The organism is Variovorax humicola (genome assembly GCF_037889915.1).
GTDB classification, from domain to species: Bacteria; Pseudomonadota; Gammaproteobacteria; order Burkholderiales; family Burkholderiaceae_C; genus Variovorax; species Variovorax humicola.
Genome location: NZ_JBBKZV010000058.1, coordinates 1 through 20,346 on the forward strand (window position 1 = coordinate 1; position 20,346 = coordinate 20,346).

A 20,346-nucleotide genomic window follows, 5' to 3' on the forward strand; every position below is an offset into this window, starting at 1 on the left:
GGCGGTGGAGGGTTCCTGCAAGCCCGGCATCGAGTTCACCTCGCGCGAGGTGCTGCGCGTCGGCGTCGCACTGCTGGGCATGCGCATCACCTTCTCGCAGATCGCCGCGCTCGGATGGCATCCGGTGGTGATGGTGGTGGCCTCGGTCGTCATCACCATCGTGGTGGCGATGATCGCCGCCCGCGCGATGGGCTTCCAGACGCTGTTCGGCCTGCTCACCGGCGGCGCCACCGCGATCTGCGGCGCCTCGGCCGCCATGGCGCTGGCTGCCGCCTTGCCGTCGCATCCGGGCAAGGAACGCGCCACGCTGTTCACCGTGATCGGCGTGTCGGCGCTGTCGACGCTGGCCATGATCGTCTATCCGGTCATCGTCAGGCTGCTGGGCTTCGACGCCACGCATGCCGGCATGTTCCTGGGCGGCACCATCCACGACGTGGCCCAGGTGGTGGGCGCGGGCTACGGCATGTCGCCGGAAACCGGCGACGCCGCCACGGTGGTCAAGCTGATGCGCGTGGCCATGCTGCTGCCGGTGATCGTGTGCGCGGTCATGTTGAGTCGCGGCCGCGCTGGCGAGCAAGGCGGCAAGCGCCCGCCCATCCTGCCCTGGTTCGCGGTGGGCTTCGTCCTGCTGGCCGCCCTCAACAGCACCGGCTGGATCCCCAAGTCGGTGCAGACCTTCGCCAACGACCTCTCGGGCTGGTGCCTGGTCATCGCCATCAGCGCGCTGGGCATGAAGACCCAGCTCAAGGAACTCGCCAGTGTCGGCGTCAAGCCGATCATCCTGATGGTCGGTGAAACCGTGTTCCTCGCGGCGCTCGTCGCGGCGATGTTGCACTGGGGCATGTAAGAACGGAAGGAGCCAACGAAATGAGCGCAGTACGACAGGCGACGATCCTCATCGTGCCGGGACTTCGTGACCATGTGGAAGACCACTGGCAGACGCACCTCGCGCGCAATCTCGCAGGCGAGCGCAAGGTCGTCACGGTGCCCCCGCTGGAGGCCGACAAGCTGAGCCGCGCGGCGCGCGTGGCCGCCATCCAGAAGACCCTGGAGCGCATCGATGGCCCGGTCCTCGCCGTGGCCCACAGTGCCGGCGTGGTCATGCTGGTGCACTGGGCAAAGGTGCACGCACAGGCCAGGCCGCTGGAAGGCGCGTTGCTGGCAGCCCCGCCGGACTTCGAGTCGCCCCTGCCCGCGGGCTATCCGACGCTGGACGCGCTGGACGCCAACGGATGGCTGCCGCTGCCGCGCTCGCCACTGCCCTTCCGCAGCATTCGTGGCAGCCAGCACGAACGATCCGCTGGCCCGCTTCCACCGCGTGGAAGACATGGCCCGCGCATGGGGCAGCCGGCTGGTGAAACGTGGGCCCGGTCGGCCACCTGAACCCGGCCTCCGGCCACGGCGAATGGCCGCTCGCAGAGGAATTCGTCGACTCGCTGGAAGCCTGACCCAAACGATCCGATCGGAGATTGTTGCGGCGCTGCTGCTGGGCTGCCTTGTCCTGGGCAATGCCCATGCACAGCCAGTCGGCGCGGAGCGTGCAGCGCTTCCCGCGGGCGGAGGGTGAGATCGGCGCGTCGACGTGGTGCCGAAGACGCTTCATCACGTGAGAGTTGGGCCCGGTCAGCCGCGCTCCTATAGTTCGGCGAATGCCCTCGGACGATCCCACCAAGGTTCGATTGACGCTGGAGCATGGCTCGACTAAAACGTCGACCCATGGACTCACACGCTGAGCTTGCCAGGATGCCAGCGCCCGCGCGGCGGGTGCGAAGCGTGAGACTTCTGGTCGCGGCATGCGTTCTGGCAAGCGCAGGCATCGCCGACGCGCAGGACTCGGCCATACCGGCGTTCAAGACCGTGGACTCCATGGAAGCGCGCATGCAGGGCTGCGTCACGTGCCACGGTCAAAGCGGCCAAGGCACCAGCAATGAGTACTTTCCCCGCATTGCGGGCAAGCCGGCTGCCTACCTCTACAACCAGTTGGTGGCGTTTCGTGACGGCAAGCGCGAGTACCCGCCCATGAATTACCTCGTGGCGTACCTGCCCGACGCGTATCTCAAGGAGATCGCAACGTATTTCTCGAAGCAGCGGCCGGCCTATGAAGCGAAGCAGACTGGCGCCGTGGGACCCGAAGTGCTTGCGCGCGGATCGACGCTCGCGCTCACGGGCGACCCGACCAAACAGCTGCCGGCATGCATCAACTGCCACGGCCCGGCCCTGACCGGCATGGAGCCGGGCATTCCGGGTCTTGCCGGGCTGCGCACCTCCTACATCATCGCGCAGCTCACGCGGTGGCGAACCGGCCATCGGCAGGCCGCACAGCCTGATTGCATGAAGCGCATCGCAGATCGACTGTCGGAGTCCGACGTGCGTGCGGTTGCCAGCTGGCTGGCGGCGCAAGACCCGCCGCGCGAGGCGTCTCCGATGCCGGTCAACCTTCAGGGCATGCCGCTATCGTGCGGCAGCCAGAAAGCGGCGCCATGAGACGTGGGACACGCATCTTCCTGATCGTCGCAGTGGCCGCGGTGGTGGTCATCGCGGGCGCGCTCGCGCTGTTCACCCCGGGCTACCTGCCAGTGGTCCCCGGTGCAGTGGCAATCGACCCCACGACGCAGACGCTCAAGAAGGGTGAATACCTCGCGCGTGCCGGCGATTGCGTCGCCTGCCACTCCGACCCCGGCGGCAAGCAGTTTGCGGGCGGTCGGCCCATGCCCACGCCCTTCGGCAATCTGTACGCGCCCAACATCACGGGCGACGACGAGACCGGTATCGGCAAATGGACGGCCGACGACTTCTACCGGATGATGCACAAGGGCCTTTCGCGCGACGGGACGCTGCTCTATCCCGCGATGCCTTTCGCCTCGTACACCAAGGTGACGCGCGAGGACTCGGACGCCATTTATGCCTACCTGATGTCGGTGCCGCCGGTGAGCCAGAAGAACCGCCCGCACGAGCTGCGCTTTCCGTTCAACCAGCGCGACCTGCTCATCGGCTGGCGAACGCTTTACTTCAAGGAAGGCGAGTACGAGCCGGACAAGAACAAGTCGGCGCAATGGAACCGCGGCGCCTACCTGGTGGAGGGCCTCGGGCATTGCGCGATGTGCCATACCGCGATCAACAAGCTGGGCGGCTCGAAGACTTCCGAGGAGTTCGAGGGCGGGATGATCCCCAACCAGAACTGGTATGCGCCCTCCCTCACGTCGAACCGCGAGGCCGGCCTGGGCAACTGGAGCATCAAGGAGATCAGCGAGCTGCTGCAGGTCGGCGTGTCGCCGCGGGCCACGGTCTACGGGCCGATGGCCGAGGTGGTCTACAACAGCCTGCAATACCTCAGCGATGCGGATGTCGAAGCCATGTCGGTCTACCTGAAGGAGCTGCCGCAGCACGACACCGGCGCACCTCCGCCCAGCAGCGCACGACTGGTAAGCCCGAACGTCATGGAACTTGGTCGCAAGATCTACGCGAAGCAATGCGCGATGTGCCATGGCGACGAAGGCAAGGGCAACCCGCCCAGCTATCCGCCGCTCGCCGCCAACCAGTCGATCACGATGTCGTCGCCGGTCAACTCGATTCGCATGGTGTTGAACGGCGGCTACGCACCCGGCACGAAGAAGAATCCGCAGCCACATGGCATGCCACCCTTCTCGCACATCCTCAACGACGATGAAGTGGCAGCCGTGGTGACCTACATCCGCGTCGCGTGGGAAAACAGCGGAACGCCCGTGACGCCCGCGCAGGTCAGCGAGCTGCGCCCGCTCATCCCGGAATAGACAAGGCTCGCACGATGGCAACCCAGGACATCGACCCCAAGGCATCCGATCCCGCGAATGAAGACGCCCGCGTCGAGGAGATCCTGCAGCGCGGACCGGCCGGCGCGTTCGCGGTGGCCGGCCTCGCGACCTTCATCGTCGTGGCGATCTTCTTCATCTTCTACTTTCTCGTCTACCTGCCGCGGGGAGCGATCCAGTGACCGCCACGAGCGCCGGCGCACCCCACGCATCGGAGGCGGTCGCCGTCGCGGCGGAAAGGCGCTGGGCGATCATCGTCGTGCTCATCGTTGCGCTGTTGCTCGTGATGATCATCTTCACGGGCTTGCACTGGGCGTCGATGCCGCCCTCGCGCGTGGAGACCATCGATCCGCGCAAACTCCACCTCGAGGGCGAGTTCGTCGAGAACAACCTGGGCACCACGGTGGCTTCGGACGGCAAGGTCACCGTCCGCCTGATCGCGCAGCAGTATTCGTTCGAGCCGCAATGCCTGGTGGTGCCGGCTGGCGTGCCGGTCACTTTCCGCGCAACGAGCACCGATGCGATTCATGGATTCGTCATCGACAGGACCAATGCCAATGTGATGCTGGTGCCCGGCTTTGTCGCAACCTTCACCGCCACCTTCGACAAGGCCGGCGAGCGGCTCATGCCCTGCCACGAATATTGCGGCACAGGCCATGAGGCGATGTGGGGGCGCGTGCAGGTGATGGCCGCCGATGAGTTCCTGACCCGCGCCAAGGGCGGAGAGAGGATGAGCTGTGTTCCTCGCTAGACGACTCGTGCTCGCGCATTTCTGGGTCGCCTTTGTGGCCTTCGCTGTCGCCATCCTGCTTGGTGAATGGCAGATGTACGTGCGCAGTCCGCTGAGCGCATGGGTCAGCGACCCGGAGTACTACTACCGCTCGGTGACCGGGCACGGCACGGTGATGGGCTACGTGCTGCCGACACTGGTGGCGATGGGCTTCGGCTATGCCATCGTCGAGCTTGCGCTGAAGCAGCCACTTGTCGGCCTGCGCTGGGCGTGGGCGGGCTTCTGGCTCGCCATCGTGGGCACCGTGATGGCGGCGACGCCGGTGGCTCTGGGCCGCGCGTCGGTGCTCTTCACGTTCTATCCGCCGATGATCGGCAGCCCGTTCTACTACCTGGGCGTTGTGCTGGTGGTCGTGGGTTCGTGGATCTGGGTCGCCCTCATGGCCGTCAACCTGAAGGCTTGGAAGTCGCGGAACCCGGGCACGCCGGTGCCGCTGGCGATGTTCGGCAATGTCGCGGGCGCCTATCTCTGGGCATGGACTTCGGTGGGTGCGGCGATCGAGATCCTGTTCCTGATACTGCCCGCCGCACTGGGCCTGAAGGACACGATCGACGCCGGCCTGGCGCGCGTGTTCTTCTCCTGGACGCTGCATGCCATCGTCTACTTCTGGCTCATGCCGGCCTACATCGCGTTCTACGCGATCGTTCCGCGCGCCATTGGCGGGCGACTCTACAGCGACACGATGGGTCGCGTCGCCTTCGTGCTGTTCCTCGTGTTCTCGATGCCCATCGGCATGCATCACCTGTTCGCCGATCCGCAAGTGGGGGCAGGGTTCAAGTTCCTGCACGCGGTGTTCACCGCGATGGTGGCGGTGCCGACCTTCCTGACGGTCTTCACCATCGTTGCGTCGGTCGAGATCGCGGCGCGCTTGCGGGGTGGCAAGGGACTCTTCGGTTGGGTCATGGCGCTGCCGTGGGGCAATCCGATGATGCTGGCCGTCACCTTCTCTTTCATCATGCTGGGCTTTGGCGGTGCGGGCGGGCTCATCAACATGAGCTACCAGCTCAACGAGACGATCCACAACACGCAATGGGTGACGGGGCACTTCCACCTCATCTTTGCCGGCGCCATCGTCATCATGTACTTCATGGTGGCCTACGACCTCTGGCCGCAGCTGACGGGCTGCAAGCCGCTTCCCGATTCACTGGTGAAGACTCAGCTCTGGCTATGGTTCGTCGGCATGATCGTGATGACGTTCCCGTGGCACTGGGTCGGCCTGCTCGGCATGCCGCGACGCATGGCGTACTTCGACTTCTCCAACCCTGCGCTCGCCGGGCAAGGCTGGACACTGGTGGCAGGAACCATCGGCGGCTTGATGCTGGTGGTATCCGCCCTCCTCTTCGTCTACATCCTCGCGCGTGCGGGCAAGAGCGAGGCAAGGACGGCGCCCTTCACCTTCAGCACTGCCGTCCATATGCCGGCGACAACGCCAGTGGCCTTGAACGGCTTCGGGCTCTGGGTCTCGTTGATGATCGCCCTGACGGTCGTGAATTACGGCTATCCCATCGTGCAACTCGCTGCGCTGAAGGACACGTCCGTTCCGGCCATTCCGATTGGGGGACGGTGATGCAGGAACCTGGCATGTACGCGTGGAGCAATCCCTGGTTTCGCCGGAGCGTGCTGGGCCTCGTCGCGCTTGCCGCATTCACGCTTCTGGTCGGTTTCGTCTGGCTGCCCTCCGTGCATGCCGACTTCTCGGCCAAGGGAATCTGGGACAGCATTTGCAGGGCGGCAGGCATGCCCAGCCAGTGGAGTGGCGCCGTAACGCCGCCGAAGGCCAGTGCAGGAACGACCAACGTCGTACTGACGCGCGACATGACGCGCCCGGGCGCGGGCGATTCGGTCGGTCGCGGTGCCACCATCGCGGTGCAGCAGTGCAGCATGTGCCACGGGGCACAAGGCATGAGCGAAGCCAACGCGCCGAACCTGGCGGGCCAATATCCTGAAGTCGTCATCAAGCAGCTACATGACTACAAGCACGGCGCCCGGTCCAGCGCCTTCATGCAAACCATCGCGCAGAAGTTGACGGACAAGGACATCCAGGACCTCGCCTCGTATTACGACTCGCTACCCAAGGCGCGAGCGGCCACTGTGCGCGGGGACGAACCCGGCGCACCCGCGCTGGTTCGCGTGGGCGACCCGCTGCGCAACATCGTCCCCTGTGTTTCGTGCCATGGCGGCATCGATCACAAGATCGGAACACCCTGGCTCGAAGGCATGCCGAAGGAGTACCTGCTGAGCCAGTTGAAGGGCTTCGCATCGGGGGCGCGGCGCAACGACAGCTTCGCCCAGATGCGCAATGTGGTGCGTCCGATGACAGCCGACGAGATCAACAGTGTTGCGGAGTTCTACGCGCGGCGGGAGCCGGTGGCGGGCGTTCGCTAGACCTGGCTGATGCGGCAGGTGCGGCAGGTGCGGCAGGTGCGGCAGGGCCGATCGCCTGCTCGCGCCTGAATGCGTCCAGGTGACCACGCTGGCGCAAGGTTGCGAGAGCAGGCAAACCCACCCGGCGCATGGGCTTCACGCCGAGGGTGCGCGAGGAGTAGATTCTTGCCGATGGTCATCCCGCCAACGGCCTATGCGCCATTGTTCGTCGCGGTGAGTTCGGCACTCCTCTATGTCTCGCGGGGCGCGATCAAACATCCCCTTTCGCACGGCTTCTATCGATTCTTCGCGTGGGAGTGCATCCTGGGCCTGGTCTGGCTCAACCTGCCCGTCTGGGGCAACGACCCGCTCTCGCCTTCCAAATTGGTGTCGTGGGTGCTGCTTTTTGTATCTGCATGGCTCCCCCTGTACGCGGCGCGTCTGTTGGCTCTCTATGGGCAGCCCGGGGAAGCGCGCAATGACGAGACCTTGCTCGGCTTCGAAAAGACAAGCACGCTCGTGACCATCGGTGCGTTCCGCTACACCCGCCACCCCATGTACACGGCATTGATCTGCCTGGCATGGGGCATCTTCCTGCAGCAGTTCACGTGGCGGGGGCTGGCGCTCGTTTTTTCGGCAACCGCGCTCCTGTTCATCTCCGTGTTTCGAGAGGAACAAGAATGCCTGGCGCATTTCGGCGAGGCCTACCGGGACTACATGCGCCACACACGGCGCTTCGTGCCGTTCCTGTTTTGAACCGAAATTCACGATCGCTCAGCGTGAGATCCCCTTGTGGCCGAGTTCCTCGCGCTTGTGCACTTGCATTCCGGCCAGCGCGTCGTTGCGGCATCTCGCCACCGGCCCCAGACGCTGGCCACCTCGACCAGCCGCGGTCACATTCGCATGCCCCCCGACGCATGAATCCACGACGACAGGACGAGCACGGCGAAGTCTGTTCGTGGGCACCCGCGGAACCGGCTTTGCCGGGCCGCTGGGTGCGCCCCCTGGAGGGGGAGGCGCCGCAGGCGCATCGGGGGGGAGCAAGTCACCCCGCAGCCGCATCCGGCAGGCGCACCAGCAGCACCGGGACCGGCGCGCTTCGAATGACGGCCTCGGCGCCGCTGCCCAGGAGCATGCGCTTGACGCCGCTCCTTCCGTGGGTGCCCAGGATGATGATGTCGGCAGGCCAACTCCTGGCCTGTTCGACGACCATTTCCGCCATGCTGCCGGGAGCGCCGGAGCGCAGCACTGCCTCGGCTTCGACGCCGGCCGACCTTGCTTTCTCCACGGCGTCCTCGAGCACTCGCGATCCGTATTCGCGCATGGCGTCGGCCCACCGGCCACCGTGGCTCTGGTACGCATCCATGGATTGGGAAAGAGGCATGTCGCCAAGCGCGTGGAACACTTGCAGATGCCCCTTTGACAGGGTAGCGAGACGAATGGCTTCGTCGAGGCCGTGCTTCGACGTCTCGCTTCCGTCGAGCGGAACCAGAATTCTTTCGTACATCGAAGTTCCCTTCATGCGCGCGGCGATCTGCGTTGCGCGGATCCGTGCACGGCACAGGTCGTCGCTTCAGATGCCCGCTGGCGCCCGAAGCCCCGATGCTCGTTTCCGAGCGCACATGCTGCGCAAGGAACCCGTGCTTGTCAACGTTGCGCATTGCCGCTGGCGAACCCCTTGTCCCGTGGACTACGATCCAATGTACCGTCGCAAACAGCTCGTCGAGAAGGCGCGACTGGTGACCGGCACTGAATGAACAACTCGGCGCAAGAAGTATTCGATGAAGCATTTCGGTCGACTGATGCGCAGCGTCAGCTTGAGCGGCTACGTGGAGCTGGTGAAGTCACTCGGCCGCGACCCCCATGCGTTCCTGCGAACCGTGGGGCTGCAGGCGAAGCTGCTGGACGATCCCGAGACATTGATTCCAGGTGACGCCGTCCGCGAACTTCTCGAAATCACCGCACGTGCCACCCGCACAGAAGACTTCGCACTGCGCCTTGCGGCGCAGCGCAAGCTTTCCTCGTTGGGGCCCATCAGCCTCGTGCTGAAGGAGGAGCCCACGCCGCGGGCTGCGCTCGACACGTTGTGCCGCTATCTGAAGCTGGTGAATGCCTCGCTGATCACCCGCGTAGAAGACACAGGCAGTGTCGTTGTCATTCGCGAGGACCTGCTGGCAACCCCCGGGTTGCCGATGCGCCAGTCGATGGAACTCGCCATCGGCATCCTGTTCCGCATCCTCGGCGAACTGATCGGCCCGCAATGGCGACCGTTCCAGGTCTGCTTCACGCACCGGCCGCCTGCCGACGTCTCGGGACATCGCGCATTCTTCGGTCGCAACGTCAAGTTCAACCACGACTTCAACGGGCTGGTCTGCACGGCGGCGGATTTGCAAAGGCCGCGTGCGTCAGCGGACCGGGGCGCGACACGATTCGCGCAGGAGTATCTCGATGCGGCGTTGAAGGAACGCGGCGAAAGCGCACACGAGACCTGCCGCGAAATGATCCTGGCCCTGCTGCCCGGCGGTGTCTGCACGGCTCAGGAAGTGGCACGGCATCTGCGCGTCGATCGCCGCACGTTGCACCGCAAGCTCGATGCGGAGGGCTGCACGTTCAGCGGCGTGCTCGATCAGGTGCGCTCGGATCTGGCCAAGCGCCATCTACGCGATAGCGACCTGCCGCTCGGCGAAGTGGCCGAGCTGCTGGGCTTCTCGGGGCCGAGCAGTTTCAGCCATTGGTTCCGCCGCCAGTTCGGCTGCAGCGCCTCGCAATGGAGCAGGCAGGCCACCGGCGCCGCGGTTCAGGGAGACGAAGCGGTCTCCTGAACCGGGCAGGGCAGGCCGACTCCGCCTTCGAAACGAAGGGCGTGCGACATGCCCTCCAGGAGGAGTCAGGCCGCCTTGCGCAGGAATCCCTGGTTGGCCCCGTTGCGATTGGGCGCGAAGCCATTCGCCAGCAGCGATTCTTCCGCCGTGTCGTAGAAGACGCCGATCTTCGAGATGTCGCGCGCCTGTTGGGCGGTCGCGATCGGGCGGCCGAACTGGCGCGAGATCTGCACCAGTTGTTCGATCTGCGCCACGGTGCCGATCTTGGCCGTGCGCGTCTGGTTCCAGAGCACGTCCTCGGTGCCGCAGCGCACGTGCAGGCCCATGGCGATGCCCATCATGTTCACGGGTAGCACGTTGCGGACCGAGCTTTCCACCGTGAGCACCGCGCCATCGGGAACGGCGCGCAGGAAGTTGGCGAGGTTGTAGATGTTCGGTGCGTCCATGCCACCGCTGATTGCCACCCAGTTCATCACCAGCGGGCCCTTGTAGACGCCGCGGCGCATCAGCCGTTCGACCGACTCGAAGCTGTTGATGTTGTAGCACTGGAATGCGCTCTGGATGCCAGCGGCGGTGAGGCGGCGGATGTGCTCCTCGACCCAGCCGGGCTGGGCCGGCACCGTCATCTCCCTGTAGGCCTCGAAGATGGCGGGAATTTCTCGCGAAGTGCCCTTGAAGTCTGCCAGTTCGGCATGCTCCGTGACGTTCATCTGCGAAGTGTTGACGGTCACCGTCACCTGGTCCGGTTTGGGATCGAGTTCGGCGAGCATGTGGCGCGTGTCGTCGGACAGCCACTTGGCGGCCGCGCCTTCGGACTCCGGCGCGAAGCTGATCGAGCCGCCCACCTGGATGATCATCTCGGGCACGCGCGCACGCACGCCGGCGATGAGTTCATTGAACTTGGACAGGCGCTTGCTGCCCCTGCCATCGAGTTCGCGAACGTGCAGGTGCAACACCGTTGCGCCTGCGTTGTAGCAATCCACCGCCTTCTGGATCTGCGCCTCCATCGTGACAGGGATTTCCTCCGGGAAGTCGGATGGAAGCCAGCCGGGCGCATACGGGGCGGCCGTGATGATCAGGGGTTGCTGGTTCTCAGGGAACAGGTGGCCGTCGAGGAAGTGCATGTCGTTGTGTCTCCGGGTTGCAATGCGAATGTCGGAAGGAATGGAGCAGGTCAGTGCGGAACGTCGCCCTTGATGCCGGCGCGTTCCATCTTCCGCGGCGCGGGCCAGTAGTCGTTCAGTGCGTAGTGCTGGGTGCTGCGGTTGTCCCAGACGGCCACGTCGCCGGGCTGCCAGGACCAGCGCACCTGGTACTCGGGAATGCTGGCCCGGCTGACCAGGTAGTTCAGCAGCAGTGCTGCACCGGGCATCTTGTCGATGCCGTGCCGAACGTTTTCCGGCGTGCTGTAGTTGGCAAAGTGCGTGGTGAAGCCCCCGACATAGAGAATCTTTTCGCCGGTTTCCGGATGCGTGCGCACGACAGGGTGCTCCACCGGGGGGTGATCCTGGCCCAGCTTGAGGCGGGCTTCCGGCGTCATGACGGCACCGAAGGAATGCTCGATGCTGGCCTTGGCGCGCAGGTTCCCGATCTTCTGCTGGATCTCCTGCGGCAACTCTTCGTATGCCTGCACCATGTTGACCCAGATGGTGTCGCCGCCGATCTCCGGGCACTCGATGCAACGCAGCACGGCGCCCATCGCGGGGCTCTGTCGCCACAAGCCGTCGGAGTGGTAGGAGTTCTCGTAGCTGTGCTTGTTGTCGCTGCGATAGATGCGAACCAGGCCAGGGTGCTCCGGATCGCTGCCCACCACCGGGTGGTCCTCCAGCTTGCCGAAGCGGCTCGCGAAGGCCACGTGTTCGGCGCGCGTGATGTCCTGGTTGCGGAAGAACAGCACCTTGTGCTTGAGCAACGCGGACTTGATCTGCGCAAAGAGCTCCGTGTCGCGCGACGCCTCGCCGAGGTGAACGTCCATGACTTGAGCCCCGATGGCGGGCGTGATTGGCTTGATCTTCATTTCTGTCTCCGGTGGAATGGCTCGATTTCGTTCAGTTCGCCTGGATGTCGAACTTCTTGACGATGGCGGCGTTGCGCTCCGACAGCTTCCTGGTTTCGTTCAGCAGCGCCGGGGTGTCGACACTCAGTTCGGGCTCCAGGCCAACGTCGCTGAGCTTCTGCTGCACCGTGGGGGCCTGTGCTGCCTTTTCGATGATTGCGTGAAGCTTCGCCAGAACGTCGGCCGGCAACTTGCTGGAGCCGATGAAGCCGACCCATCCCTGGAACTGGAGTTCCGGGTAGCCGAGTTCTGTCATGGTCGGGACGTCGGGCAGATACTTCGACCGGGTCTTTCCGGAGAAGGCGTACGGGCGAAGCTTGCCGCCCTTGATCAATGGCATCGAGGTGACCATGCCGTCGAACATGACGTCGACCTGGCCGCCAAGCAGGTCCTGGAGAGCCGGCGGCGACCCGGCATAGCCCACGTGTTGCATCTGCAGTCCGCCCCGTTCACTGAGGATCAGACCCGCGTATTGCGACACGGTGCCGGGGCTGTAGCTGGCAAAGCTGGACTTGCCAATACGCGTCTTCAATTGCGCGATCAGGCTCGTGAAATCCTTGGCAGGGTAGTTGGCCGCGCTGACGAGCACGACGCCCGACCTGGCCACTGTCGCAATGGGTACCAAGTCCTTCAGCGGATCGTACGGGGTCTTCATCACCAGCGGTGTCTCAGCCATCACGGTGCTCGCGGCCATCACGATCGTGTTGCCGTCGGGTGCGGACTGCAGCATGGCCTGAAGGCCGATCGAGCCGCCTGCCCCTGGACGGTTCTCGACGATCACCGGTCGGCCGATGTCGATGGACATCTGTTGCCCGAGGACGCGGGCGACGATGTCCATCGTGCCGCCCGGGGGCGCAGGAACGATGAGCCGCATGGGCCGCTCGCCAAACGCCCAGACGTTGAGCGCGAGCGACCATCCAATCAGCGCCATTACGGCGCGTGCCAATCGTGGCAATTTCATTTGATGTCTCCGGTTTAAAGTCGTGTCGGGCCATTGGCCAACGCCGCAAGTATCCGGTTTGCCTCTGATTTGCGTTTGCTCATCAGGGACATCGAATTGCTTATCCGGGGCGCGGGGAGACGCGGTGCGTCGCCCCGCTCGAACTGCCTCGCACGCGTCGGTACGTGGAAGAACTTGGCTCAATAATGCGAATTCCATCTGGGTCAAGGAAGCTACCTGTGAAGCATCACCAGGGTTCGATGGGCAGGCGGTACCTTGAGCGAGAGGCCATCAGTTCACGAATAGGCACATGAACGGTCCCATGAGACATATCACTCATCTCAGGCGGAGTGGCAGTTTGGACGGCTACGTCGAATTGGTGCAGTCGCTCGGTCGAGACCCCTATGCCTTTATGCGAACTGTGGGTCTGCAGGCGAAGTCCCTGGACGATCCCGAGACGCTGATCCCGAGAGATGCGGCGCGCGAATTGCTGGAAATCACTGCGCGTGCCACCCAGACAGAAGATCTGGCGCTGCGTCTTGCGGCGAAGCGCAAGCTCTCTGCCCTCGGGCCTATCAGCCTCGTGCTGAGGGAAGAGCCCACGCCGAGGGCTGCCCTGGACACGCTATGCCGCTACCTGAAGCTGGTGAACCCCTCGCTGACTGTCCGTGTCGAAGACACCGGCGGCGTGGTCATCATCCGGGAAGACTTGCTGCCAAGCCCAGGGTTGCCGATGCGCCAGTCGGTGGAACTCGCCGTGGCCAGCATGTTTCGCATGCTGGGCGAGTTGATCGGACCGCATTGGCGACCGCTGGAAGTCTGCTTCACACATCGTCCGCCGACGGGCGCCTCTTCGCATCGGGCCTTCTTCGGACGGAGCGTCAAATTCAATCAGGAATTCAATGGCCTGGTCTGCATGGCGATCGACTTGTCGAAACCGCGCGAGGTCGGAGACCAGGTGGCGGCGGGCTTCGCGCGCAAATACCTGGAAGCGGCCCTGAGGGATCGAAGTGAAAGCGTGCAGGAAACCTGTCGCCAACTCATCCTGGCACTGCTGCCTGGCGGCGCCTGCACCGCACGGGAGGTTGCACGTCACCTGCGCGTCGATCGTCGCACGCTGCACCGTCGCCTCGATGCGGAGGGATTCACCTTCAGCGGCTTGCTGGACCAAGTGCGCTCGGATCTGGTCAAGCGCCATCTGCGCGAGGGTGACCTGCCACTCAGCGAGGTGGCCGAGTTGCTGGGCTTCTCCAGTCCCAGCAGCTTCAGTCATTGGTTCCACAACCTTTTCGGCTGCAGCGCCTCGCAATGGAGCAAGCACCCAACCGAGTTGGCGGCTTCAGAAGAGTACGGCACATCCCAATCCGAGCACACCTGAAGAAACTAGATACCCCCCGATGCGCCTGCGGCGCCTCCCCCTCGAGACCCCTCGAGGGGGCGCACCCGGCGGCCCGGCAAAGCCGGTTCCGCGGGTGCCCACGAACAGACTTCGCCGTGCTCGTCCTCTCGTCCTGGGTTCATGCGTCGCGGGTCACGCGATTGCCGGCTTGCGCAGGAAGCCCTGGGTGCCCCCATTGCGATTGGGCGCGAAGCCGTTGGCCTGGAGCGTTTCTTCCGCCGTGTCGTAGAAGACGCCGATCTTCATGATCTCCCGAGCCTGTTTCGCTGTCGCGATGGGGCGGCCGAATTCGCCGGAGATACGCACCAGTTGCTTGATCTGCTCGACGGAGCTCATCTTGCCCGTGCGGGTCTGGTTCCAGAGTACGTCCTCGATGCCGCACCGCACATGCAGGCCCAAGGCGATACCGATCATGTTCACGGGCAGCACGTTCAGCACCGAGCTTTCCACCGTGACGACCGAGCCGTCGGGCGCAGCACGCAGGAAGTTGGCCAGGTTGTAGATGTTCGCCTGATCCATGCCACCGCTGATCGCGACCCAGTTCATCACCAGCGGGCCCTTGTAGACGCCGCGGCGAATCATCCGCTCGATCGTTTCGAAGCTGTTGATGTTGTAGCACTGGAACTCGCTCTGGATGCCGGCGGCCGTCAGGCGCCGGATGTGCTCCTCGGCCCAGCTCGGATTCGAGGGAACGATCATGTCCTTGTAGGTGGCATAGAGGTGCGGGAATCCCCGCGAGACTCCCTTGAAGTCATCCACGCCAGCATGCTCCGTCACATTCATCTGCGTCGTGTTGACGGTCACCGTCACCTGGTCGGGCTTCGGATCGAGTTCGGCCAGCATATGCCGCGTGTCGTCGCTCAGCCACTTGGCCGCTGCGCCGTCGGATTCAGGCGCGAAGCTGATGGAGCCGCCCACCTGGATGATCATTTCCGGCACGCGCGCGCGCACCCCGGCGATCAGCTCATTGAACATGGACAGGCGCTTGCTGCCCTTGCCATCGGGTTCGCGCACATGCAGATGCAGCACGGTGGCACCGGCTTCATAGCAATCGACCGCCTTCTGGATCTGCTCCTCCATCGTGACGGGGATGTCTTCCGGGAAGTCCGAGGGAATCCAGCCCGGCGCATAGGGGGCGGCCGTGATGATCAGGGGCTGCTGGTTCTCGGGATAAAGGTGGCCGTCGAGGAAGTTCATGAGGATGGTTTTCCGAATTGATTAAGGGAATATCGAGAATGTCTGATTGGATGGAAGGACTCTGGAAACCTAGTACGGCACGTCGCCCACGATGGCAGCGCGCTCCATCTTGCGAGGTGCGGGCCAGTAGTCGTTCACTGCGTAGTGCTGGGTGCTGCGGTTGTCCCAGACCGCCACGTCGCCGGGCTGCCAGGACCAGCGCACCTGGTACTCGGGAATGCTGGCCCGGCTGAGCAGGTAGTTCAGCAGCAGCGATGCACCGGGTGTCTTGTCGATGCCGTGGCGAATGTTCTCCGGCGTGTTGTGGTTGACAAAGTGCGTGGTGAAACTGCCGACATACAAGATCTTCTCGCCGGTTTCCGGATGCGTGCGCACCACAGGGTGCTCTGCCGGCGGGTTGTCACGATCCAGCTTGACGCGGGCTTCCTGGGGCATGACGGCGCCGAACGATGGCTCGATGCTGGACTTCGCGCGAAGCTTCAGGATCTTTTGCTTGATCTCCTCCGGCAGTTCTTCGTACGCCTGAACCATGTTGACCCAGATGGTGTCGCCACCGATCTCCGGGCATTCGATGCAGCGCAGTACGGCGCCCATGGAAGGGTTCGGGCGCCACAGGCCGTCAGAGTGATAAGTGTTCTCGTAGCTGTGCTTGCTGTCGCTGCGATAGATGAGCCCCAGGCCCGGGTATTGGGGATCGCTGTTGACCACGGGATGATCTTCCAGCTTGCCGAAGCAATTCGCGAAGTCGACGTGGTCGGCGCGAGTGATGTCCTGGTTGCGAAAGAAGAGGACCTTGTGCTTCAGCAGCGCGGACTTGATCTGTGCAAAGAGCTCCGGGTCGCGCGACGCCTCGCCGAGGTGGACGTCCATGACTTGAGCCCCGATGGCGGGCGTGATGGGCTTGATCTTCATTTGGGATCTCCGGTGGGTTGCGTGCGGCCGGTCAGTTCGCCTGGATGTCGAACTTCTTGACGATGGCGGCGTTGCGCTTGGACAGCAACTTGTTCTCTTCGAGCAGCCCAGCCGTATCAACGCTCAGGTCCGGCTCCATGCCCACGTCGATGAGCTTTTGCTGCACCGCAGGTGCCTTGGCTGCCTTCGCGACGATCGACTGCAGATTCGCCAATACGTCGGGCGGCAGCTTGCTGGAGCCGTAGAAACACACCTGTCCCTGGAACTGCATTTCCGGATAGCCCAGTTCGGTCATGGTCGGCACGTCAGGCAGATACCTGGATCGGCTTTTCCCGGAAACCGCATAGGGGCGCACCATGCCGCCCTTGATCAGCGCCAGGGAGGTCACCATGCCGTCGAACATGATGTCGACCTGGCCGCCAATCACGTCCTGAAGCGCAGGCGGCGAGCCGGAATAGCCCACGTGTTGCATGCCCAGGTCAGCCTGGCTGCTGAGCATCAGTCCCGAGTATTGCGACACCGTGCCGGTGCCGTAGCTGGCGAAGCTGGATTTGCCTTTGCGCGCCTTCAGTTGCGCAACAAGAGCCTGGAAGTCCTTGGCCGGGTTCTTTGCAGAACTCACCAGCACATAGCTCGTGGAGGCCACTCTTGCGATGGTCACGATGTCCTTCAGCGGGTCGTACGGCACCTTCATCACCTGCGGCGCCTCCACCAGCAAGTTGCTCGCGCCCAGCACGATCGTGTTGCCGTCGGGCGCTGCCTGCAGCATGGTGTTGAGTCCGATCGAGCCGGTGGCGCCGGCGCGGTTTTCGACGATCACCGGTCGGCCCATGTCCACGGACATCTGTTGCGCGACAACCCGCGCGGTGATGTCCATCGTTCCGCCCGGCGGGGCCGGCACGATCACCCTCAAGGGCTTGTCGCCAAGCGCCCAGGCGCTGAGCGCCAGCGACCATCCGATCAACACCATCGCAGGGCGTGCCAATTGCTGCAGTTTCATTTTTGTCTCCAATTCATTTCTCATGTGTGGCAATGCACTCAGTATCTGGCGCACTGCCGATCCGCTCTTGCTTATCGGGGACGTGAACTTGACAAATTGGGTAATACCGGGTGACACGCTTTCGGTCTCGGAGCCGTCCCGCAAGAATCGCGTCTCCATATTGCATTCACAAGGACACGCACCATGACCAAGGCCATCCGCTTCCACGAAACCGGGGGCGCAGACGTCCTGAGATTTGAGGACGTCGAAGTCGGCGAACCCGGAGCCGGGCAGGCCCGGGTGCGCCATAGCTTCGTTGCAGTCAACTTTGCCGACATCTACTTCCGCACTGGCCTCTATCCGCTGGCGCTGCCCAATGGACTGGGCACCGATGCGGTGGGCGTGGTCGAGGCGGTCGGCCCCGGCGTGACCGACATCCGCGTCGGCGACCGCGTGGGCTACCTGGTCGGACCGCCGGGCGCCTACTCGCAGGTACGCGTGATGCCTGCCGACGTGCTGATTCCCCTGCCCGACGGCATCACGGATCGCACCGCCGCGTCGCTCATCATGAAGGGCATGACGGCGCAGTACCTGTTCCGCCAGGTCTACCCGCTGAAAGGCGGAGAGACCATCCTCTATCACGCGGCTGCGGGCGGCGTGGGCCTGATTGCCTGCCAATGGGCACGCGCCATGGGCGTCACCATGATCGGCACGGTCAGCACCGACGAGAAGGCCGAGATCGCCAAGGCCCACGGCTGCACGCACACCATCGTGACGTCGCGCGAGGACATCGCCAAGCGCGTGCGCGAGATCACCGACGGCAAGGGCGTGCCAGTGGTCTACGACTCGGTGGGCAAGGACACGTTGGAAGCTTCGCTGGACAGCCTGCAGCTTCGCGGAACGTTCGTGAGCAACGGCACTTCGTCGGGACCGGTGATCTTCAACACCGGCCGGCTGGCGACCAAGGGTTCGATCTGGTTCACGCGCCCGGCGATGAGGCACTACATCGAGCCACGCGCGCACATGCTCGACATGGCACGCGAGCTGTTCGATCATGTGCTCGCCGGGCGCATCGTCAGCGAGCCGAAGCAAAGCTTTGCCTTGGCCGATGCGGCCGAGGCGCACCGCGCGCTCGAAGGACGCCAGACGATTGGCTCCACCGTCCTCGTGCCCTGAGCGACACGCAGTCGCCATCCGCCCGTAAATACCAAGGGGTGGATGTGCCTGCGCTTCGCCTCGTGGTGGCAGTCGCCGAAAGAGGGCGCAGGGCAGTCGCCGCGGTTGTCCCAAATCAGCAAAAGCGCGTCCCCAAAAGACAAGCGGGGACGCCGATGGCGCCAGATACTGCCCCCGCAAGTCAGGGGCACTGGGCGTCCCCTGTTCCTTCCCCTGTGATCAAGACATTGAACGGAAAACATTTCCCATGGCAGCACCCCAGAGCAAAGTGATCGTGACGTGTGCGGTCACCGGAGCGATTCACACGCCGACGATGTCGCCTCACCTCCCGATCACTGCGGATGAGATTGCCCGCGAGGCGGTTGCGGCTGCGCAAGCAGGTGCGTCGATCGTCCATCTGCATGCGCGAAAGCCTGAGAACGGCCAGCCGTCGCAGGACCCGGCGCTGTTCCGGGCCTTTCTTCCGGTCATCGCCGAGCGCTCGGATGTCGTGATCAACCTCACCACCGGCGGCGCTCCGAACATGCTGGTGGAAGAACGGCTGCAGCCTGCATTGCAGCTCAAGCCGGAAGTGGCGTCTCTGAACATGGGCTCGATGAATTTCGGCCTGTATCCGATGCTGGACCGGCACAAGGAATTCAAGCACGACTGGGAGCGCCCCTATCTGGAAGGCTCGGAAGACCGCGTGTTCCGAAATACGTTCAAGGAGATCCGCTACATCCTTGAATCCTGCGCAGACAACGGCACTCGCTTCGAGATCGAGTGCTATGACACCAGCCACCTCTACACGGCGGCGCATTTCATCGACCGCGGCATCCTCAAGCCACCTTTTTTCATTCAGTCTGTCTTTGGACTGCTGGGCGGGATCGGCTCCCACCCTGACGATGTCATGCACATGCGCAGGACGGCGGAGCGGCTGTTCGGCAAGGACTATTACTGGTCCGTGCTGGGCGCCGGGCGCAGTCAGTTTCCGCTTGCCGCCATGGCCGCCTCGATGGGCGGAAACGTCCGGGTGGGACTCGAGGATTCCCTCTGGGATGGACCGGGTCGGCTCGCAACGAGCAATGCCCAGCAAGTGCAGCGCATTGTCTCGATCCTGAGATCGCTGAATCTGGAAGTTGCAACGCCCGGAGAAACGCGCGAGATGCTTCAACTGAAAGGCAAGCACGCGGTCGAGTTCTGACCCACTGACTGCGTACCGGAGTGCCATTCTTCGATTCCGCAGCCGGACTGGATTGAACACCCCCGAAGCGCCTGCGGCGCCTCCCCCTCGAGTCCCCTCGAGGGGGCGCACCCAGCGGCCCGGCAAAGCCGGCTCCGCGGGTGCCCACGAACAGACTTCGCCGTGCTCGTCCTGCAACGCCGCCATCGTCAGGAAATTCGACATCCAGCCGAACTGACCGGCCGCACGCAACAGGGACTGACCGCTGCGCGCCGTTCCTGGAGCAGGCCATCGGACCAGAGGGCATACCGAGAAGATCAGCATCAACAAGCGCGGCCATCGCGACAGAACCCATTTTCATAACCCTGGAGACCCATTCAATGAACAAATCCCTCGTCGCCTTGGCTGCACTGTCTGCTGCAGGCATGGCCGCGGCCCAGTCGTCCGTCACGCTGTTCGGTGTCGTGGACACCGGCGTCAGCTATTACCAGACGACCAGCAAGTTCGTCGGCGTTCCCGGCGCGCCCGTGCTCAACTTCGTCGGCACGCCGGACCTGAAGCAAAGCCAGTGGGCTCTGACCAACGGCAACTACAACAACAGCCGCCTCGGATTCCGCGGCACGGAAGACCTCGGTGGCGGCCTGGCCGCGAGCTTCTGGCTGGAAGCGCCGATCACCGCCGACGACGGCGCTGTCGGTGTCTCGACCTTCGGGCGCCGCTCGACCGTGAGCCTGTCGGGCGCCTTCGGTGAATTGCGCCTG

At 64.0% G+C, this 20,346-nt stretch carries 20 protein-coding genes and 1 pseudogene; 14 read left to right on the forward strand and 7 right to left on the reverse strand.

Annotated features, from left to right (window positions below):
- The 9 genes and pseudogenes from WKW80_RS35465 to WKW80_RS35505 form a co-directional block, all read left to right on the forward strand.
- On the forward strand, positions 1-847 hold an 847-nt coding region (locus tag WKW80_RS35465), incomplete at its 5' end, for a YeiH family protein (protein ID WP_340368253.1).
- Between the two features lie 20 nt (positions 848-867).
- Positions 868-1,448: pseudogene (locus WKW80_RS35470) on the forward strand (RBBP9/YdeN family alpha/beta hydrolase).
- Positions 1,449-1,743: 295 nt separating this feature from the next.
- Positions 1,744-2,484, forward strand: a complete 741-nt coding sequence (locus WKW80_RS35475) for a c-type cytochrome (protein WP_422823043.1) — start codon at positions 1,744-1,746, stop codon at positions 2,482-2,484.
- Complete coding sequence (locus WKW80_RS35480) at positions 2,481-3,770, forward strand: c-type cytochrome (protein WP_340368255.1); 1,290 nt, start codon at positions 2,481-2,483, stop codon at positions 3,768-3,770. Before WKW80_RS35475 ends, WKW80_RS35480 begins: the two co-directional genes overlap by 4 nt.
- 14 nt (positions 3,771-3,784) lie before the next feature.
- Positions 3,785-3,970 (forward strand): hypothetical protein, encoded by a 186-nt coding sequence (locus tag WKW80_RS35485; RefSeq protein WP_340368256.1) that lies wholly within the window; start codon positions 3,785-3,787, stop codon positions 3,968-3,970.
- Positions 3,967-4,539 (forward strand): cupredoxin domain-containing protein, encoded by a 573-nt coding sequence (locus tag WKW80_RS35490; RefSeq protein ID WP_340368257.1) that lies wholly within the window; start codon positions 3,967-3,969, stop codon positions 4,537-4,539. Before WKW80_RS35485 ends, WKW80_RS35490 begins: the two co-directional genes overlap by 4 nt.
- Positions 4,526-6,145, forward strand: a complete 1,620-nt coding sequence (locus tag WKW80_RS35495; protein WP_340368258.1) for a b(o/a)3-type cytochrome-c oxidase subunit 1 — start codon at positions 4,526-4,528, stop codon at positions 6,143-6,145. Before WKW80_RS35490 ends, WKW80_RS35495 begins: the two co-directional genes overlap by 14 nt.
- Before the next feature lie 14 nt (positions 6,146-6,159).
- On the forward strand, positions 6,160-6,963 hold the full coding sequence (locus WKW80_RS35500; RefSeq protein ID WP_340368259.1) for a c-type cytochrome: 804 nt from the start codon (positions 6,160-6,162) through the stop codon (positions 6,961-6,963).
- A gap of 171 nt (positions 6,964-7,134) precedes the next feature.
- Complete coding sequence (locus tag WKW80_RS35505) at positions 7,135-7,698, forward strand: methyltransferase family protein (RefSeq protein ID WP_340368272.1); 564 nt, start codon at positions 7,135-7,137, stop codon at positions 7,696-7,698.
- Between the two features lie 289 nt (positions 7,699-7,987).
- Here WKW80_RS35505 and WKW80_RS35510 read toward each other — a convergent pair whose 3' ends face one another.
- Positions 7,988-8,449, reverse strand: a complete 462-nt coding sequence (locus tag WKW80_RS35510; protein WP_340368260.1) for a universal stress protein — start codon at positions 8,447-8,449, stop codon at positions 7,988-7,990.
- A 274-nt stretch (positions 8,450-8,723) separates the two neighbouring features.
- Here WKW80_RS35510 and WKW80_RS35515 point away from each other — a divergent pair, with 274 nt between their 5' ends.
- Positions 8,724-9,764: an AraC family transcriptional regulator gene (locus WKW80_RS35515; RefSeq protein WP_340368261.1), complete on the forward strand. Its 1,041-nt coding sequence runs from the start codon at positions 8,724-8,726 to the stop codon at positions 9,762-9,764.
- A 65-nt stretch (positions 9,765-9,829) separates the two neighbouring features.
- Here the strand turns inward: WKW80_RS35515 and WKW80_RS35520 are convergent, their stop codons facing one another.
- The 3 genes from WKW80_RS35520 to WKW80_RS35530 are packed head-to-tail and all read right to left on the reverse strand — an operon-like array spanning position 9,830 to position 12,781.
- Positions 9,830-10,888 carry a beta-keto acid cleavage family enzyme gene (locus WKW80_RS35520; RefSeq protein WP_340368262.1) on the reverse strand — a complete coding sequence of 353 codons (1,059 nt, stop codon included), beginning with the start codon at positions 10,886-10,888 and terminating at the stop codon, positions 9,830-9,832.
- Between the two features lie 50 nt (positions 10,889-10,938).
- Entirely contained in the window at positions 10,939-11,781 is an 843-nt protein-coding gene (locus WKW80_RS35525) for a TauD/TfdA dioxygenase family protein (RefSeq protein WP_340368263.1), read from the reverse strand.
- 31 nt (positions 11,782-11,812) lie between these two features.
- Entirely contained in the window at positions 11,813-12,781 is a 969-nt protein-coding gene (locus WKW80_RS35530) for a tripartite tricarboxylate transporter substrate binding protein (RefSeq protein ID WP_340368264.1), read from the reverse strand.
- A gap of 337 nt (positions 12,782-13,118) precedes the next feature.
- Here WKW80_RS35530 and WKW80_RS35535 point away from each other — a divergent pair, with 337 nt between their 5' ends.
- Entirely contained in the window at positions 13,119-14,138 is a 1,020-nt protein-coding gene (locus WKW80_RS35535; protein WP_422823042.1) for an AraC family transcriptional regulator ligand-binding domain-containing protein, read from the forward strand.
- A 153-nt stretch (positions 14,139-14,291) separates the two neighbouring features.
- Here the strand turns inward: WKW80_RS35535 and WKW80_RS35540 are convergent, their stop codons facing one another.
- The 3 genes from WKW80_RS35540 to WKW80_RS35550 all read right to left on the reverse strand — a co-directional run bounded on the left by WKW80_RS35540 (position 14,292) and on the right by WKW80_RS35550 (position 17,412).
- Complete coding sequence (locus tag WKW80_RS35540; protein ID WP_340368266.1) at positions 14,292-15,356, reverse strand: beta-keto acid cleavage family enzyme; 1,065 nt, start codon at positions 15,354-15,356, stop codon at positions 14,292-14,294.
- A 69-nt stretch (positions 15,357-15,425) separates the two neighbouring features.
- The gene (locus WKW80_RS35545; protein WP_340368267.1) at positions 15,426-16,268 is read right to left on the reverse strand and encodes a TauD/TfdA dioxygenase family protein; all 843 of its coding nucleotides are present in this window, start codon (positions 16,266-16,268) and stop codon (positions 15,426-15,428) included.
- Between the two features lie 31 nt (positions 16,269-16,299).
- A complete protein-coding gene (locus WKW80_RS35550; RefSeq protein WP_340368268.1) occupies positions 16,300-17,412 on the reverse strand; it encodes a tripartite tricarboxylate transporter substrate binding protein in 1,113 nt (370 codons plus the stop codon).
- 39 nt (positions 17,413-17,451) lie between these two features.
- Between WKW80_RS35550 and WKW80_RS35555 the strand changes: the two genes are divergently transcribed.
- The 3 genes from WKW80_RS35555 to WKW80_RS35565 form a co-directional block, all read left to right on the forward strand.
- Complete coding sequence (locus WKW80_RS35555; RefSeq protein ID WP_340368269.1) at positions 17,452-18,423, forward strand: quinone oxidoreductase family protein; 972 nt, start codon at positions 17,452-17,454, stop codon at positions 18,421-18,423.
- Positions 18,424-18,670: 247 nt separating this feature from the next.
- The gene (gene kce / locus WKW80_RS35560; RefSeq protein WP_340368270.1) at positions 18,671-19,606 is read left to right on the forward strand and encodes a 3,5-dioxohexanoate:acetyl-CoA acetone transferase; all 936 of its coding nucleotides are present in this window, start codon (positions 18,671-18,673) and stop codon (positions 19,604-19,606) included.
- A gap of 359 nt (positions 19,607-19,965) precedes the next feature.
- Positions 19,966-20,346, forward strand: a 381-nt coding sequence (locus tag WKW80_RS35565) for a porin (protein ID WP_340368271.1), incomplete at its 3' end; no start/stop codon positions are given.

Bases quoted from the DNA above. Each gene is read 5' to 3' on its own strand.
- WKW80_RS35475 (WP_422823043.1), top strand. From the start codon at position 1,744: ATGCCAGCGCCCGCGCGGCGGGTGCGAAGCGTGAGACTTCTGGTCGCG.
- WKW80_RS35480 (WP_340368255.1), top strand. From the start codon at position 2,481: ATGAGACGTGGGACACGCATCTTCCTGATCGTCGCAGTGGCCGCGGTG.
- WKW80_RS35485 (WP_340368256.1), top strand. From the start codon at position 3,785: ATGGCAACCCAGGACATCGACCCCAAGGCATCCGATCCCGCGAATGAA.
- WKW80_RS35500 (WP_340368259.1), top strand. From the start codon at position 6,160: ATGTACGCGTGGAGCAATCCCTGGTTTCGCCGGAGCGTGCTGGGCCTC.
- WKW80_RS35505 (WP_340368272.1), top strand. From the start codon at position 7,135: ATGGTCATCCCGCCAACGGCCTATGCGCCATTGTTCGTCGCGGTGAGT.
- WKW80_RS35510 (WP_340368260.1), bottom strand. From the start codon at position 8,449: ATGTACGAAAGAATTCTGGTTCCGCTCGACGGAAGCGAGACGTCGAAG.
- WKW80_RS35515 (WP_340368261.1), top strand. From the start codon at position 8,724: ATGAAGCATTTCGGTCGACTGATGCGCAGCGTCAGCTTGAGCGGCTAC.
- WKW80_RS35520 (WP_340368262.1), bottom strand. From the start codon at position 10,888: ATGCACTTCCTCGACGGCCACCTGTTCCCTGAGAACCAGCAACCCCTG.
- WKW80_RS35525 (WP_340368263.1), bottom strand. From the start codon at position 11,781: ATGAAGATCAAGCCAATCACGCCCGCCATCGGGGCTCAAGTCATGGAC.
- WKW80_RS35530 (WP_340368264.1), bottom strand. From the start codon at position 12,781: ATGAAATTGCCACGATTGGCACGCGCCGTAATGGCGCTGATTGGATGG.
- WKW80_RS35540 (WP_340368266.1), bottom strand. From the start codon at position 15,356: ATGAACTTCCTCGACGGCCACCTTTATCCCGAGAACCAGCAGCCCCTG.
- WKW80_RS35545 (WP_340368267.1), bottom strand. From the start codon at position 16,268: ATGAAGATCAAGCCCATCACGCCCGCCATCGGGGCTCAAGTCATGGAC.
- WKW80_RS35555 (WP_340368269.1), top strand. From the start codon at position 17,452: ATGACCAAGGCCATCCGCTTCCACGAAACCGGGGGCGCAGACGTCCTG.
- kce (WP_340368270.1), top strand. From the start codon at position 18,671: ATGGCAGCACCCCAGAGCAAAGTGATCGTGACGTGTGCGGTCACCGGA.